Source organism: Beijerinckia sp. 28-YEA-48, assembly GCF_900104955.1.
Taxonomy (GTDB): Bacteria; Pseudomonadota; Alphaproteobacteria; order Rhizobiales; family Beijerinckiaceae; genus Terripilifer.
The window spans coordinates 526,110-540,547 of sequence record NZ_FNSI01000001.1 but is presented as its reverse complement, the minus strand read 5'-3'; the positions used below and the strand labels follow the sequence as shown (position 1 = coordinate 540,547).

Below are 14,438 nucleotides of genomic sequence, written 5' to 3'. Positions count from 1 at the left end.
TCGGCGGATGAACTTTAGATATACACGACGCCTAGCTCGTCTCCATTTGAGTCATGTTAAAAAATATTTCGCCACTCGATGTTCTTCGAAACCGTAGTCTTCAGATCAGAACCTATTCTGGCTTGATGCCAACCGATTGAATGACCGCTTTCCAATGTTCGGCATCCGCGGCGATCAGACGTGCGAATTCCTGCGGTGTTGCGGTTTCACGTTCGCAACTATTGAGCCCCAAGAAGCCGGATGACTTTTCGTTAGATAATACCTCTCCCACTCCATCGCGGATCTTATTGATCAGATTTGGAGGCATCTGCGAGGGTCCGAAAATACCGAACCAGGAGCTCACTGAAAAACCTGGCACACCAGATTCGCTGACAGTCGGCAGGTTCGGGCGAACAGATGCTCGCTTTTCACTCGCTGCGGCCAGGATGACAACATCACCGGACTGCTCGAACGGAGAAATATTCGAGTAGTTGATGATGAGAGCATTCACATCATTACGGACCAGACCTTCAATAGCCGGAGCGCCACCGCGATAAGGTACATGGGTCATGCGGATACCCGCGCGACGCATGAAATCCTCCATGCCCAAATGGCCGTAAGTACCCAGGCCCTGAGAACCGTAGTTAAGTACGTTCGGCTTGGACTTCGCGAGAGCCAAGAATTCTTCCAATGTTTTGACCTTCAGCGACGCTTGAACGGCAATGACCGGCGTCAGGCGGCAGATCAGCGCTATGGGCGCAAATTCGCTCACATTGAAATTGAGCTCTTTGACCATAAAGGGGGTCGATGTGAATGGCGCATCCGCGGTCACGAAGAGCGTATGGCCGTCGGCGGGGGCGCGAGCCACGGCTTGGGCGGCAACAGCGGAATTCGCTCCGACGCGATTCTCAACAATGACCGGCTTGCCCCACTTCTCAAACAAGCCCTGCCCGATGACGCGGGCAACCGCATCCGTCACTCCGCCGGCCGCCACGTTGACGATCAGCCTTACGTTGGCACTCGGATAGTCCTGAGCAAAACCCGATGTCGCCACCAGTCCCATCGCGAGACCCGTAATAACTCGAACTATAAGCATGATGCCCTCCCCCAGGCACAATTTTCGATGAATCTTTTCACGCAGCCCGACGAGCGTCGTTGTTCAGTAGAGGCAAGCCAAAGATGAGCAGTTCCAGATCGCTCTCGGCGACGACGTCGACAAGCTCGCCCGGCTCGGCTTGAATGGTGGAAAGGCGCGACAAGCTCGTATTTTCGCAGCGTCCCGTTCCCGATAGAACCGTGATGAGAACGCGCGCATCTTTTCGCTGCGCGATCCATCGTGCGTCGGCTTGAACATGGACGATTTCCGCCCAAGTCCCACGTTCCGTATAGGTCCCCAGATGTTTGTGATTGACCCCGGCTAAACCAGGATCGGGAATCCAACGAAAAGATTTTGGGTCCATGATGATAGGACTTGGATATCGTGCTTTGGGATATTCGAGCCGCGTACCGAAGGCATGCTGCCAGACCGCATCAAGGCCGCCCATCATTTTGCCATCGCGTCGGCGGTAGAGAACGTCAATGAATTCACCTTCCTGGCGTAAAGCCTCGCGACAGGCACGCAAGCGGTCTGGCCCGAGATAGCCATAACCTGAAGATCCGCCGAACTGCAGGGTCAAGTGAAACCGGCTGCCGGGCTCGCTCGCCCCAAGTGGATCATCTTGCGGGCCGTAGGGTGCACCCTCGGTGAAGTATCCAAGCTGACCTTCGCGCAATTTAATCCCCTGGCCGACATTCATGTCGCCGCACAGGGGAAAGCGAAACTGATCGAAGTTATGACGATGGCGTTCAGTGGTGAAGTCCGCGTCCTGGCGCGCAAGAAGCAGAACGAAATTGTCCGCCGCGTCTTCGTCACCGGTCAGCAGATATTTGAAGGCAAGAGATCCAGTCGGGTGATCTTTCAACCACGGCACTGAATCGTCGGAGACGATCTTCACTTCATCACTCCCATCGCTTCACACTTGGTTGCAAGTATACGGTTTTATGGTGATGATGAGAGCATGAGAAAAAGGTAGAACGTGATAGAGTCTAGTTATCGGGTGGATTTATGAAATTACACCAGCTGGCGGCCCTTGTGGTCGCATCTGAGACGGGGAGCTTGCGCCGCGCAGCCGACAAGATGCACCTGTCGCAACCAGCCCTCAGTCGCAGCATTCGCGAGCTTGAGCTCGAGGTCGGCGTTAAACTTCTCGATCGCACGGCTCTCGGGGTCGAGCCGACCGTCTATGGCAAGGCTTTGATCCTGCGCAGCAAAATTGTCGAGGCCGAGCTGCGCCAGGCGCGCGACGACATCGCGCATCTACGCGCTGCGACGCAGGGCGATCTACGGATCGGCGCCACCCCGGTGGCGGCATTCAGCCTTCTGCCGATGGTGTTAGCTCAAATCAAGAAAGCGCGGCCCAACCTGCGTGTCACCGTCAGCGACGGCATCGGCGCCGGCCTCTTGAACCGATTGCGGCAAGGAGATTTCGACTTCGCTTTCGGACGCATCTTCGATGATGTCGATCCTCATGAATTCAACATCGATGTTCTTTTCAATGATAGCCTCGTTGTCTTTGCACGGCGAGACCATCCGCTGACCAAAGAAAAGCGATTGTCCAAAATTGATTGGGAAAAATACGAATGGTTCCTGCCAGGCAACGATAGCCCAGCAAGAACCGCATTGCAGCGCACGTTTTATGAGAAGACCGGCCTCGCACCTAAATGTGTCATGGACAGCGATAGCTTCATGACGATGCTAACGGTCATCTCACAAACTGATCTCCTTGGCGTGGCGCCGCATGAACTCTTTCGTATCGGCTGGTTGCAGCAAACATTCGTGACGCTCGATCTCGGGCTCAAGCTTCCCAGTCAGCCAACCGGCATTATAAGACGCGCGAAAAGCACGCCATCCACCGCAGCGCGGTATGCCATTCGCGAGCTTCGCCATGCCGCCCGCCAGCTCCGCAAAGATAAAGCGCGGTGATCTGAGTGAGGGTTTGAGTTGGCCCCGCGCCAGTTAAGCTGGTCACGGGGCGGAGCTTCAGGTCGTTCGAGTTCAAGCTGGCGGCAAGCTGGCATCGTGCATGGTCACGGCCAGCAGGCAAGGCGCGTTGGAACGGTTGCTCCAGCCATGGTTCACGCCGCGAATGACCGTCGAGTCGCCAGGCCGCATCAGCACCTCATCGGTGTCGGTCATCAGATAGATCTCGCCGCTGACGCAGAAGATGACGTCACAGGTATCGGTCCGATGCATCGAGGGATGCCGCGCGTAGTCTTGCTCGGTCGGCACGTGTTTCTGCTGGGTCTCCCGGTGGAGTTTTTCGATCTTGCGGCGCTGCTCCTGCGGATCGTCGAGGTCTGGAAAAATTTCCAGCATCCGAAATGTCGAGCCGCCAGGGGGAGGCTCCCGCGAAACGGAGGATCGCGCCCGGTCATCCTCGATACTGTTGTCGACGGGCATCTCCCGCGTCGTCCAAAGCTCGACCCGGTAATAGGCGCCAGCTTCCTCCTTCACCATATCGGCTTCGCTGGACTTCACATAGGAGCGCCCCTCCGCATTTGATGTCAGCACGTAGCGTTTCCATTTCGCCATTCTCGTCTCCTTCCCCCTCTCAAGTGTTTTCGCGCGCTGGCAACATTGGTAGACAACCGCGGCTAAGTGGGCTAGTCACCAGTTAACAGAGTTCTTTGAGGGAAGGAAGCCCCTATGCGAGAAACGGCAGACCTCGACGAGGTCATTGATTCTGCTCCATTTGGCGCCTTTCAGATCAGCGTCGTCGCGCTTTGCGCCATCGTGGCCATGATTGATGGTTTCGACACCCAGGTGATCGGCATGGTCGCCCCCGCCATCGCCGCGGAATGGAATGTCTATCCCACCTTGTTCGGCCCTGTGTTCTCGTCCGGGCTGTTTGGCGGCATGATCGGCGCCCTCATGATGGGCCAGGCGGGCGATCGCTGGGGCCGCAAGCCTGTCCTGATCGCCGCGATCTTGCTCTTCTCGCTGGGCTCTCTGGCCACATGTCTGACCCAAAATGTTACCGAGCTGATGATCGTGCGACTGATCACAGGCTTAGGCTTGGGCGGCGCCTTGCCCATCATCATCTCCATCGCCTCGGAATTCTCTCCCAAGCGCCATCGCACCAATATCGTGGCGTTCATGTTCTGCGGCTTCCCCTTGGGATCGGCGATCGGTGGCATCATCTCAGCCAAGATCATCCCTCTCCTGGGTTGGAAGAGCCTCTTCTGGGGCGGAGGACTGTTTCCCCTGCTTCTCCTCCCTTTCTTTCTGTTCTTCGTCCCGGAGTCGGCACGCTTCCTGGCCCTGCGCGGCAAGCGCGATGCGGTGCGGCGAATATTTGAAAGAATGGGCAGCGCCTTGACGTGGAGCGGCGCCACTCAGTCTGGCGCTCAGGAACAATCGGCTTCGGTGTTCACGCTCTTCCGGCAAGGCCGTGCCTGGATGACGGCGCTGATGTGGGCGACTCTGTTTCTCAGCCTGCTGCTGACCGTGTTCCTGGCCAGTTGGCTGCCGTTGCTAGCCCGGGAGGCCGGCCTCGGCATGGAGGCCGCCGTATTGGCAATCACCTCCTTGAACGTGGGCGGCATCATCGGCGGCTTTGTCATTGGCCGGCTCTGTGATCGCACCGCCTCCGCCAAGCCGATCGCAGCCGCTTATGTCTTGGGCGCCGTGGCGATCTCGCTCATCGGCATGATCGGTCACTCAAATCTCGGCTTGCTCGTCATCACCTTCCTGGCCGGATTGTTCACGGTCGGTGCCCAGATGTGTGCCATCGCCCTGTCGTCCCACCTCTATGAGACTTCTATCCGCTCGACGGGGGTCGGCTGGGCCTTCGGCATAGGTCGGGTCGGCGCTGTTGTCGGACCGATCGCCGGCGGCATTCTGATCGGCATGCAGATATCGATTCAGGCGCTGTTTCTCGTAGCAGCCGCCGTCGCTTTGGGTTCCGCCCTCGCGGTCCTGACCATCAAGCCGAGGTTGGCCAGGGCGAATGCGGCTCAGCCCATAGGCTGAGCCGCCACAACCGCCCAGCCGGCAAGTTGCCGGCTGGCGCGGTTTTGGACCAAGAAGGCAGGCGGGAGCCGGCGGTGTGGTGGTGATTTACGAGTAACTAGCCAGTTAGAGCTATTTTTTTCTGATCCGCCGGCGTGGATTTGATACGAGAGCTGAATGACCGAGTCTTCGAAGCAGCCATCTCCAATCCCGTTGGCCCGAGGCAATGCGGCCGAGCAGATCATCGCCGATCTGCGCGACCAAATCCTTCAAGGCCGCTATCCGAAAGGCTCCAAGCTTCCCTCGGAACGGGAGCTCGCCGCCTGGTACAAGGTCAGCGTCCCGACCGTGCGCGAAGCTATTCGCGGTTTATCGGCCGTCCACTTGGTCGAAGCACGGCACGGCACGGGGATCTACGTAACGGCCGCCGCCGACATGATGTTCGCGATGGCGGCCAGCACTTTGATCGAGCTCGAACGCGTTCGGTTGCTCGACATTCTCGATATCATGGAAGCACTGCTGGGCAAGGCCGCCGTTCTGGCCTGCGAGAACGGCACGGACGAAGAGTTAAGCGAACTCGTGACCGTGCTGGATGACTTGGACAAGGCGCAGACCAATGAGAATTTGGCGGCCTATCTCGGCAAGTTCCTGAAGTTGATGGCCCAGGCCTCGCACAATGCGCTGATTTCAACACTCGTTACTTTCCTGTCCGACCTGCTGATCGAGATCGTTCAAGATGAGCAGATCGGTTTAGGCGATCGCTGGAAGAAAGTCGCCGCACAACTGGGCCCGCGCCGACACCTTTTGGCTGAGGCGCTGCGTAGCCGAGACGTTGCCCGCGCGACGGCACTCACAACCGAATATCATGCCCATACCAAGCAGCTGGTCGCCGACGGGCTGGCGGCTGGCCCGAAAGACGCCGACGCGGCCATGCGACGCGCGGTGAAACGCGTGCAGGCGCGTTAGTTGCACATCAGACGCGGCAGCAGACGTGCCGCATTGTCGCGTTCCACCGCTCGCAACGCAACCGCATCGAACAGACCGCACGCGGCCAGACCGCTGACATTGTCAGCTATCTCCCGATACGGGAAGTCACTCCCGAGCAGAACCTGGCTAACCGGCGCAATGCGCAGCAACGGCCCTAGCGCATTGGCGTTGGACGACTGAGCCGTGTCGTAGTGCAACTTTTGCAATTCATAGAGGACGCCGTTCGGTATTTTGGTAGCGCCCTCGGGGCTGCGCGATTGAACTTTCTCCTGCAGGAGGAAACGCTCGAGAAGGAACGGCATCGTTCCGCCGGCGTGAGAGAATATCCAACGAATATCCGGATAACGGCTGGCCGCCCCCGAGAGCACTAGGCTGGCGATCGCCCGCGTCGTGTCGGTGCCATATTCAATCATGGTGATCGGCGCTTCCGGCACGGTGCATCCGCAGCATCCAGGCATGGTCGGATGGGTGTACACCACCGCATGTCGCCGGTTCAGCTCTTCAAGCAAGGGCGAGAGGCGCGGATCGCCGAGCCAGAAATCGCCATAGCTCGTCCACATATGGATACCATCGGCATGCAGGACATCGAGAGAATAAGCCGCTTCGCTCAATGCCCCTTCCACGTCGGGCAGCGGTAACGTGGCGAAGAAGCCGAAGCGCCCCTTGTGCTCGTCGACGACACGGGCAGCATACTCGTTGGCATCTCGCGCGATATATCTTGCAAACGAGGCCTCACCATACCAAGCGCCAGGATTGGGAATGGACAGTACTGCGCTTGCGATGTCATTTCGATCCATCTCCTCCAACGAGCGGGCAATATCGAGAGAACGCAGCATCGGATTCAGTAAACTGCGCTCGCTTGCCGCTTTAGCGAACGCCGGCGGCAAAAAATGATGATGCACGTCGATCCGGCTGCATCCACAAGCCGATCCTCGCCCGAAGTCACTCACCCCAATCTCCATCTTACCCAAGTGACCAGTTGACAGATATCTGTTGTGATCCTAGCGTCCGGCTCTGTCAATCGTAAGCCATTGAACCGTCCGGAACCTGGGCGGTGGCCGACGACGGCCACTGGGGAAGGATGATGAAAAAATCGACCGAGACCACCATTCCATCTATGCCGGTGGTCGCACAAACAGCCGACGCTGAACTTCTGGCGCGCCCTTTGCGCGGCGCTGCCGATATCGAAGAGATTGAGCGGGTGCCGCTCGACGAGCGGCTATCAGTTGTGAATTTCTATCGCCGTATCGCCTTGGCACTCGAGGCGCACGATCCGGGCCGCACGGCAATTTCCTTTGTAGCCGATGGCGATCCCCAAGCGGTGTCGGAAACGGTTTCGTTTGGTGAGCTCCGTCGCAACATCGCGCTGACAGCAACGTTGCTGCGCGACCATGGGATCGGCCGTGGCGATGTCGTCGCCATCCTCCTGCCGACCGTGCCAGCGATCTATTGGTCGATCATCGGAACGATGTCGCGCGCCATCCCCTTCCCTCTTAATTGGATGCTTGAACCGCATCACGTTCTTGATCTGCTGTCTCAAGCGCGCGTGAAAGCCGTCATCGCGCTCGGGCCGACGCCCGGATTCAAAATCTGGGAATCGCTGTCGGCGATCCGCGATCGGCTGCCGCCCGATCTGCCCATCTGGACCGTGCCGGGTCCTGGGGGCGAGGTTCTGCCCGGGAGCGATCTCGCTCTAGCGATCAATCGCTTGGGCGCGACCAGTGCCACTGAAGACGTATCAATACCGGCGACGGGAGAAGACGTCGCCGCCTATCTGCATTCTGGCGGCACGACAGGCCTGCCGAAAATTGTCCGCCTCGCCCATCGCAATATTTCCTATCGTCACTGGACATTGCAGCTTGCCCAGCAAATCCAGTTCGGCGAGGTGATGCTGCAGGACACGCCGATCTTTCATGTGGGCGGTTTGGCAGGACGTTCCCTACCAATGCTGGCGAGCGGCGCCAGCCTGGTGATCCCCAGCATCCTCGGCGCGCGCGACAAGCGCTACATGGCGAACTACTGGAAATTCGTCGAACAGTTCCGCATCACACGGCTGTCGGGTGTGCCGACCATGTTTGCCGCGCTCGCCAAAGCGCCGCCGCAAGGAGAGGATTTATCATCCTTGCAGCCGAATTTCATGACCGGCTCAACCGCCTTGCCTCTCGCAGTGCGTGAAGAGTTCGAGCGGATTTCCGGCGTTCGTATTCTCAATTCCTACGGATTGACCGAAAATACCGCCACGGTCGCCGTCGAGCCTCGCGATGGCATCCCCAAGCAAGGTAGTTCGGGCATGCGAGTTCCCTACACGGAGGTCCGCATTGTGGCGCTTGGCGCAAGCAATGACACGTTGCGTCTCAGCGGCCCGCAGGAGACGGGCATGATTCACGTGCGAGGCCCAGGCATCACTCTGGGTTATCTTGACGCCGTGCAAACGGCCGCCAGCCGTACCCGCGATGGCTGGCTCATCACCGGCGATCTCGGCCGCATCGATGAAGACGGCATGCTTTACGTCACGGGCCGCGCCAAGGATGTGATCATTCGTGGTGGGCACAATATCGATCCAGGGCCGATCGAAGAGGCACTTCTGCGCTCACCCGCCGTCCTTCACGCGGCAGCCGTGGCCAAGCCGGACGCCTATGCGGGTGAACTGCCAATCGCCTATGTGCAACTCGTTCCCGGCGCGACCGCCACAGAGGCGGAATTGATCGCCTTCGCCGCCGCTCGCGTGAACGAACGACCTGCCGTGCCGAAAGAAGTCATCATTCTTGAAAAGATGCCGCTGACCGACGTAGGCAAGCCCATCAAGGCAGCGTTGCGGCAAGACGCGGCGGAGCGCGCTTTTCGCGCGGCGCTGGCCGACGCCTGTCCCGATACCAACCTGCAAGTCGTCGTACAGCCGCACGCGACCCATGGCTCGCTCGTGTCCATCAGAGTTTTAGCCGAGGATACCGAATATCCTCGGCTAAAGACCATGATCGACGGAGCGATGAACCAATATGCCGTGGCTTACGAGATCATACTTGTTTAGTCGATACGGACATCGATGAGGGCAAGCACCTGCTCTGCCCAACGGACGTTGGCGTAGTCGACCATCATGCCCCGGACTTTCACCGCGGCGCGACCGCCGGCCTCGGCTTCGCGAAACGCAGCAATAACCGCCTTGGCGCGCTCTACCTCATCCACCGTTGGCGAAAAGACACGATTGATGGTCGCAAGCTGGCGGGGATGGATAGCGATTTTGCCGTTGAATCCCATGACGCGCCCGAGCCGTGTCTCCGTTTCAAGGGCCGCGTCATCAGCTAGATTCATGAAGGCGCCATCAATCAACCATCGGGCACACGCGGCGCGCCCATCGCAAACGAACTTGCCTCGGGCGTAGCTCATGGCTTCGCCGGTCGGAGTCCATTGACCTGCGAGCTCGACCATCAGATCGCCTTGCTCAGCGCTGGCAAGCCCTGCACCGCGCACGCGAGGAAAGCGGCTTAGAATGTCGAATAGATTGCGCACGCCAAGTGCTGTTTCAACGACCGGCATCATGCTCAAGACATCGCGGGCTAACCCGGCCCGTGCCTCGAACGCGGCGAGCTGCCGGTCGATCTCCTCCAACTGCGAAGGCTCCGAGATTTTCGGAATCATGAGAGCCTGATTCTCATGACCGGCGAGCACCGAAAGATCAGCCGCGAGTTCTCCTCGATCGGGATGATTGATGCGGATGAAGGTCAATCGATCAGTTCGCGCGGCGAGTTCGGCGGCAACATGGTCCCGCGCCAGCGCCTTCTGGGCCGGCGGCACGGAATCCTCCATGTCCAAAATCACCGCGTCGGCGGGGCTGGCAGTGGCCTTGGCGAATAATTCAGGCCGATTGCCTGGAGCAAACAGAAGGCTGCGGAGGACGTGGGCGGACGACATAGGACGCCTCTGAAGATCGATGGTTTCTGACGAGCGCGGAAACCCTGATCCCGCGCAGCGGACATTCAGATATCCCACGCAGCCCGCAAATCAACAGTTATCTGATATCTTGCCATGGCGCCAAATATTCCATAGAAATAGCCTCACGATCGAGACACCAGTTATCTAGTATCAATACGGGCCTGGGAGGGCGACAAGTGGGGAACAAGACCAAGATTTGCTTCGCTGCGGTGCTGATGGCTGCGGTGTCTATGGGCAGTTCGTTCAATCTCAATGCCGCGCCACTCACCAAGTCCCGCGCGACGAACGCGCTTCCGGCCGGTTGGCAGGCCAGCAACATGCAGCCACTCGCCTATATCCAGGCGGCCCCCAACAGCACTCGCGCTTTCAAGATGAGCATGAAGCGCGTCGACGATCGCTGGTACCTGTTCGCGGCCACCGGCGGTCGCGACGGCGGTGGCTTCGAAGTCATCGACGTCACCGATCCTGCCAAGCCCGTTCGCGTCACCGCCGTTCAAGTCCCCGGCAGCAACGGCCAGCTGACACTGCACGACAATCTCCTGATCATCGCGCAGCAAGTGCCCTATGCGCGGAACTCGCCGCAGGAAAACGCCTTCGCTGGCGTTCCCAATGAAACCCGCAGCCTCGCCACGTTCTTCGACATCAGCGATCCACGTCAGCCGACGCGGCTATCGAGCTGGGAACGAGAAGGCTGGGCCTCCCATCGCAATGTTTATCCCGGCGGGCGTTATGCTTACATGTCGGCATGGATTCCTGGCTACAAAGGCCAGGCCACACTGACAATTCTCGACGTGTCGGATCCACGCAAGCCGGTCGAGGTCGGGCATTGGTGGCAACCAGGTCAGAAAGACGGCGAGCCTGATCGCGCTCCCCCCAACGGCTATCATGGGCCCGCAACGATAAGCCCTGACGGCAAACGTCTGACGACGGCTTACACACCGTCGCTCGTCAATCTTGACATTAGTGATCCCAGCCAGCCCAAGCTCATCGGCAAACTGGATTTCTCGCCATTGGCCCAGGTTGGCGCCCAGGCTCTGCACACCGGCATTCCGCTTCCAGGCGGCATGGTTCATGTCAACACCGAGCCGTCGAAACAAGGGTGCGATAAAGAAAACGCGCATTTCGCGGCGATCGTCGACAACAACGACCCCAGCCATCCTCGGCTGGTCTCCTATTATCCCCGTCCTGTGCCGCCGAAAGGCGCGCCCTATCGCAGCTTCTGTGACAAAGGCGGCCGCTTCGGCCCACACAATGTCAACGGAGAAATCCACGCCCCCGCCCTGCAAACGCCTGGGCCACTTATTTACATGACCTACTTTACTGCCGGCGTGCGGGTCTATGACGTGAGCAACCCTTACGAGCCGCGCGAAGCCGGCTGGTTCCTGCCTTTCGTCGGCGCTTGGGAAACCGGTGATCGCGGCCTTGAAGATGTTGTCGTCGATACGCGCGGCAATGCCTTCGTCAGCGATGGCAGCAAGAAAGGCATCTGGGTTCTTCGCTACACCGGCCGCACACCTCCTGCATCAAAGTCCGCGGTCTCCGATGGCCGTCGATAGCATCGCACCCATTGGCGGGGCCGAAGCTGCGCAACTGGTGTTGTACCGGTTCGCCGACGCAGTGGACTGGCGTCAGCCACACACCATCGCAGAACTGTTCACCGAAGACGGCGTGTTCCGGCTAGGCGCGCCGGAGCTGCGAGGTCGGCCCGCGATTCTAGCGTTCTATGAAACCAGATTGGCCGACCCACGCCGGATCGCCCGCCACCTTTGGTCCAATGTCGAACGGACAGCAGCTAATGAAGATGAAGTAAGCCTTCGCGCCGTACTGACAAACTATATCTTCGAACCACGGGTCAGCGAGACCGAGGTACAGATGTGGGTCGGCAATCTGCGCGCGCTTTGCCGTCGCGGTCACGACGGGCGCTGGCGCTTCGCGGAGCACGTCTATGAACGCCTATACGCGATGAACCTGCCACTTGCACCTGGCTTCGTCCCAGCTTTTCCACAAGACGCCATGAATGATCGGCCTTGAATCTAGCAAACAACTGCTCGGCGACCGACGCTTCTGCAACGACAAGAAATCAATTGGTGTCGCGCTCTATCGCAACACGTTCATAATGATAACTGGAGGGGTAACATGACCGGTAACGTGCGAGATGTTGGAGAGATCATCAATAATACGCCCATCAATGGCTTTCGCGGCGGAATATTTGCAATCTGCTTTTTGGTGATGATGCTTGACGGCTTCGATACGCAAGCCGCGGCTTTCGTCGCTCCCACATTGATGGCCGAATGGAAGCTGAGCCCCGGAACCTTGGGCGCGATGTTTTCCTCAGTCCTGCTCGGCGCCATTATCGGCGCCTTTTTGTTGGGGTACATATCGGACAGGCTGGGACGTCGGAATATCCTGGCGGCCTGTGTCGCATGGTTCGGTATCTTCAACCTGGCGACCGCCTTCGCCACGACCGCGGATACTTTTGTGATCTTCCGGTTCATTTGCGGGCTGGGCCTCGGCGGCGCCATACCCAATGTCGTTGCGATGGTGTCGGAATATGCGCCTGAGAAGAGACGCGCGACTCTCATTTCAGTCACGTGGGCTGGGTTTGCGCTCGGAGCAGTGCTCGGTGGCCTTGTCAGCATTCCGCTGATCTCGGCCTTAAGCTGGCATGCCGTGTTCGTGTTGGGCGGCCTCCTGCCACTGATCCTGGCGCCGCTGATCCTTTGGAAGCTTCCCGAATCCGTGAAATTCCTGAGCTTGTCGCCCAAGAACAATTCAACCATCGCGGCGATCGTCCGCAGGATCAATCCGCAGGGCACCTATAGCGCGGACGATACCTATACCGTTCGCAACGAGAAACTCTCGGAAGCAAAAATATCCGCCATTTTTCAGAATGGTTTAGCCCTGGGAAGCATCTTCTTGTGCCTGGCGTTGTTCATGAGCCTGCTCCTCGTCTACCTCTTTCTAAACTGGATTCCCCTGCTTCTGCGCGCTTCGGGGCTGTCCTTACAAAATGCTTTGCTCGGCACGGTGATTTTCAACCTGGCCGGCATTTTCGGCAGCATCGCCTGCAGCTGGCTTATCGACCGCAACAGAAAACAAGGGCTGATCATATTGATCGCGGTTTATTTCCTGGGCGCGATTGCCGTGGCCTCGATCGGCTTGGTCGGACCGACTTTTGGCGCGATCATGGCTACAGTTTTCCTAAGCGGCTTCCTGGTCATCGGTGTTCAACTCTCGCTGCAGGGAGTGATCGCCGGCTACTATCCAACCGCCATTCGCGGCACCGGCATCGGTTGGTCGCAGGTCGTTGGACGAAGCGGATCACTCATTGGCCCGCTTGTGGGCGGTTCTCTGGTTGCAGCGGGCTTTTCCCCGGCACAATTGTTCCAGATCAGCTCCGCTGCTCCCCTGCTCGCAGCACTGTCGCTCGCAATCTTCCTGGTTTTCTCTAGGAAAGCCGATCAATAATAATCGACTGAGCCGCCGGTCACACAGCAAACAACAAGTGGAAAACGGAACCCATCGGATGTCAGCATCAACCACAGATGACACCAGACCCAATCGCTATCAGTTCTCCTTTGGAGAACTCAAAATCACAATTTTTCTCGACGGTACGGTCATTCGGAAAGGGCTTGGCCTGAGCTACTCAGGCCAAGATGCCTCCGAAACCGTGCAAGCATTGGCAAAGCTCAATCACATCGATCCGGATCGGTATGAGCATCCCTTCACCCCGATGGTCGTGGACACAGGCAAGCAGGTGATCCTGTTCGATACGGGCAGCGGCACCTTATCCCGCGATTATGAGCCACTCCGCGGCCGGTTACCCGCAGGAGCCCTTGTCGAGAGAATGCGCAAGATCGGATACGCCCCTGAAGACGTCGATGTCGTCGTGATCACCCATGGCCATTTCGATCATATCGGTGGCCTGATGCAGGACGGACAGCCAACCTTCCCAAAGGCATCCTACGTTGTCGGCGCCGCCGAATATGATTTTTGGAAGCGCGGCGAGAATGTCAGCGATGCCCGCAAATTCAACCGGGAACTCTTTATGAAAATCGTCGGCCCATTGGCCGAAAAAACGAGCTTCATATCCCCGGGCGAGGACGTCGTGAGCGGTATCCGCGCTGTGGATGCATCCGGTCACTCTGCCGGCATGATGGCCTATTTGATAGAAAGCGGCGGAAAACGCCTTCTCAATTGGGCCGACACCTGCGGCCACTACGCCATATCAATCCAACGGCCCGATCTTTATCTTGATGTCGACGATGACAAAGAGAAAGCCGCCACAACGCGCGGCAGACTGCTCAACATGGCGGCGGCGGACGAGCTTTTCGTCTTTGGCTATCACATGCCCTTCCCCGGCATCGGATTGATCGAGCGAAGGGGAAGCGGGCATGTCTGGGTTCCCCACAGCTATCAGCTCAATATATAAAGCATAGCCATCATCGCCGAGGCGAATGACCACTGTGCAGCGGTCTTTTCAAGAAGATAA

13 protein-coding genes are annotated in these 14,438 nt (G+C 58.5%); 8 read left to right on the top strand and 5 right to left on the bottom strand.

Annotated elements, in window-relative coordinates; translation table 11 throughout:
• Positions 1-112: 112 nt before the first annotated feature.
• Together BLW50_RS02485 and BLW50_RS02480 are read right to left on the bottom strand one after the other, a co-directional pair.
• Positions 113-1,075, bottom strand: coding sequence for a Bug family tripartite tricarboxylate transporter substrate binding protein (locus BLW50_RS02485; protein ID WP_090696949.1), 963 nt, complete (start codon positions 1,073-1,075; stop codon positions 113-115).
• Positions 1,076-1,112: 37 nt separating this feature from the next.
• Positions 1,113-1,973, bottom strand: coding sequence for a hypothetical protein (locus BLW50_RS02480; RefSeq protein ID WP_090696946.1), 861 nt, complete (start codon positions 1,971-1,973; stop codon positions 1,113-1,115).
• 110 nt (positions 1,974-2,083) lie between these two features.
• Here BLW50_RS02480 and BLW50_RS02475 point away from each other — a divergent pair, with 110 nt between their 5' ends.
• Positions 2,084-3,001, top strand: a complete 918-nt coding sequence (locus BLW50_RS02475) for a LysR family transcriptional regulator (RefSeq protein ID WP_090696943.1) — start codon at positions 2,084-2,086, stop codon at positions 2,999-3,001.
• A 72-nt stretch (positions 3,002-3,073) separates the two neighbouring features.
• Here the strand turns inward: BLW50_RS02475 and BLW50_RS02470 are convergent, their stop codons facing one another.
• The gene (locus BLW50_RS02470; RefSeq protein WP_090696940.1) at positions 3,074-3,610 is read right to left on the bottom strand and encodes a cupin domain-containing protein; all 537 of its coding nucleotides are present in this window, start codon (positions 3,608-3,610) and stop codon (positions 3,074-3,076) included.
• Between the two features lie 114 nt (positions 3,611-3,724).
• Here BLW50_RS02470 and BLW50_RS02465 point away from each other — a divergent pair, with 114 nt between their 5' ends.
• Complete coding sequence (locus BLW50_RS02465) at positions 3,725-5,050, top strand: MFS transporter (RefSeq protein WP_090696938.1); 1,326 nt, start codon at positions 3,725-3,727, stop codon at positions 5,048-5,050.
• 156 nt (positions 5,051-5,206) lie between these two features.
• Positions 5,207-5,995: a FadR/GntR family transcriptional regulator gene (locus BLW50_RS02460; RefSeq protein ID WP_090696936.1), complete on the top strand. Its 789-nt coding sequence runs from the start codon at positions 5,207-5,209 to the stop codon at positions 5,993-5,995.
• Here BLW50_RS02460 and BLW50_RS02455 read toward each other — a convergent pair.
• Positions 5,992-6,978, bottom strand: coding sequence for an amidohydrolase family protein (locus BLW50_RS02455; protein ID WP_090696934.1), 987 nt, complete (start codon positions 6,976-6,978; stop codon positions 5,992-5,994). The two genes, BLW50_RS02460 and BLW50_RS02455, sit on opposite strands and share 4 nt — an antisense overlap.
• 122 nt (positions 6,979-7,100) lie before the next feature.
• Between BLW50_RS02455 and BLW50_RS02450 the strand changes: the two genes are divergently transcribed.
• Positions 7,101-9,044: an acyl-CoA synthetase gene (locus BLW50_RS02450; RefSeq protein WP_170849948.1), complete on the top strand. Its 1,944-nt coding sequence runs from the start codon at positions 7,101-7,103 to the stop codon at positions 9,042-9,044.
• Here the strand turns inward: BLW50_RS02450 and BLW50_RS02445 are convergent.
• Positions 9,041-9,925 carry an HpcH/HpaI aldolase/citrate lyase family protein gene (locus tag BLW50_RS02445; protein ID WP_090696929.1) on the bottom strand — a complete coding sequence of 295 codons (885 nt, stop codon included), beginning with the start codon at positions 9,923-9,925 and terminating at the stop codon, positions 9,041-9,043. The two genes, BLW50_RS02450 and BLW50_RS02445, sit on opposite strands and share 4 nt — an antisense overlap.
• Before the next feature lie 197 nt (positions 9,926-10,122).
• Here BLW50_RS02445 and BLW50_RS30195 point away from each other — a divergent pair, with 197 nt between their 5' ends.
• The 4 genes from BLW50_RS30195 to BLW50_RS02430 all read left to right on the top strand — a co-directional run bounded on the left by BLW50_RS30195 (position 10,123) and on the right by BLW50_RS02430 (position 14,378).
• Positions 10,123-11,502, top strand: coding sequence for an LVIVD repeat-containing protein (locus tag BLW50_RS30195; protein ID WP_139267437.1), 1,380 nt, complete (start codon positions 10,123-10,125; stop codon positions 11,500-11,502).
• On the top strand, positions 11,489-11,977 hold the full coding sequence (locus BLW50_RS02440; RefSeq protein ID WP_170849947.1) for a nuclear transport factor 2 family protein: 489 nt from the start codon (positions 11,489-11,491) through the stop codon (positions 11,975-11,977). Before BLW50_RS30195 ends, BLW50_RS02440 begins: the two co-directional genes overlap by 14 nt.
• A gap of 105 nt (positions 11,978-12,082) precedes the next feature.
• Positions 12,083-13,414 (top strand): MFS transporter, encoded by a 1,332-nt coding sequence (locus BLW50_RS02435; RefSeq protein ID WP_090696926.1) that lies wholly within the window; start codon positions 12,083-12,085, stop codon positions 13,412-13,414.
• Positions 13,415-13,472: 58 nt separating this feature from the next.
• Positions 13,473-14,378 (top strand): MBL fold metallo-hydrolase, encoded by a 906-nt coding sequence (locus BLW50_RS02430; RefSeq protein WP_090696923.1) that lies wholly within the window; start codon positions 13,473-13,475, stop codon positions 14,376-14,378.
• Positions 14,379-14,438: the final 60 nt, after the last annotated feature.

What these genes read in the sequence shown, in the direction of transcription:
- BLW50_RS02455 (WP_090696934.1), bottom strand. Translation starts at nt 6,978, where the DNA reads ATGGAGATTGGGGTGAGTGACTTCGGGCGAGGATCGGCTTGTGGATGC.
- BLW50_RS02470 (WP_090696940.1), bottom strand. Translation starts at nt 3,610, where the DNA reads ATGGCGAAATGGAAACGCTACGTGCTGACATCAAATGCGGAGGGGCGC.
- BLW50_RS02445 (WP_090696929.1), bottom strand. Translation starts at nt 9,925, where the DNA reads ATGTCGTCCGCCCACGTCCTCCGCAGCCTTCTGTTTGCTCCAGGCAAT.
- BLW50_RS02440 (WP_170849947.1), top strand. Translation starts at nt 11,489, where the DNA reads ATGGCCGTCGATAGCATCGCACCCATTGGCGGGGCCGAAGCTGCGCAA.
- BLW50_RS02465 (WP_090696938.1), top strand. Translation starts at nt 3,725, where the DNA reads ATGCGAGAAACGGCAGACCTCGACGAGGTCATTGATTCTGCTCCATTT.
- BLW50_RS02435 (WP_090696926.1), top strand. Translation starts at nt 12,083, where the DNA reads ATGACCGGTAACGTGCGAGATGTTGGAGAGATCATCAATAATACGCCC.
- BLW50_RS02430 (WP_090696923.1), top strand. Translation starts at nt 13,473, where the DNA reads ATGTCAGCATCAACCACAGATGACACCAGACCCAATCGCTATCAGTTC.
- BLW50_RS02475 (WP_090696943.1), top strand. Translation starts at nt 2,084, where the DNA reads ATGAAATTACACCAGCTGGCGGCCCTTGTGGTCGCATCTGAGACGGGG.
- BLW50_RS02450 (WP_170849948.1), top strand. Translation starts at nt 7,101, where the DNA reads ATGAAAAAATCGACCGAGACCACCATTCCATCTATGCCGGTGGTCGCA.
- BLW50_RS02485 (WP_090696949.1), bottom strand. Translation starts at nt 1,075, where the DNA reads ATGCTTATAGTTCGAGTTATTACGGGTCTCGCGATGGGACTGGTGGCG.
- BLW50_RS02460 (WP_090696936.1), top strand. Translation starts at nt 5,207, where the DNA reads ATGACCGAGTCTTCGAAGCAGCCATCTCCAATCCCGTTGGCCCGAGGC.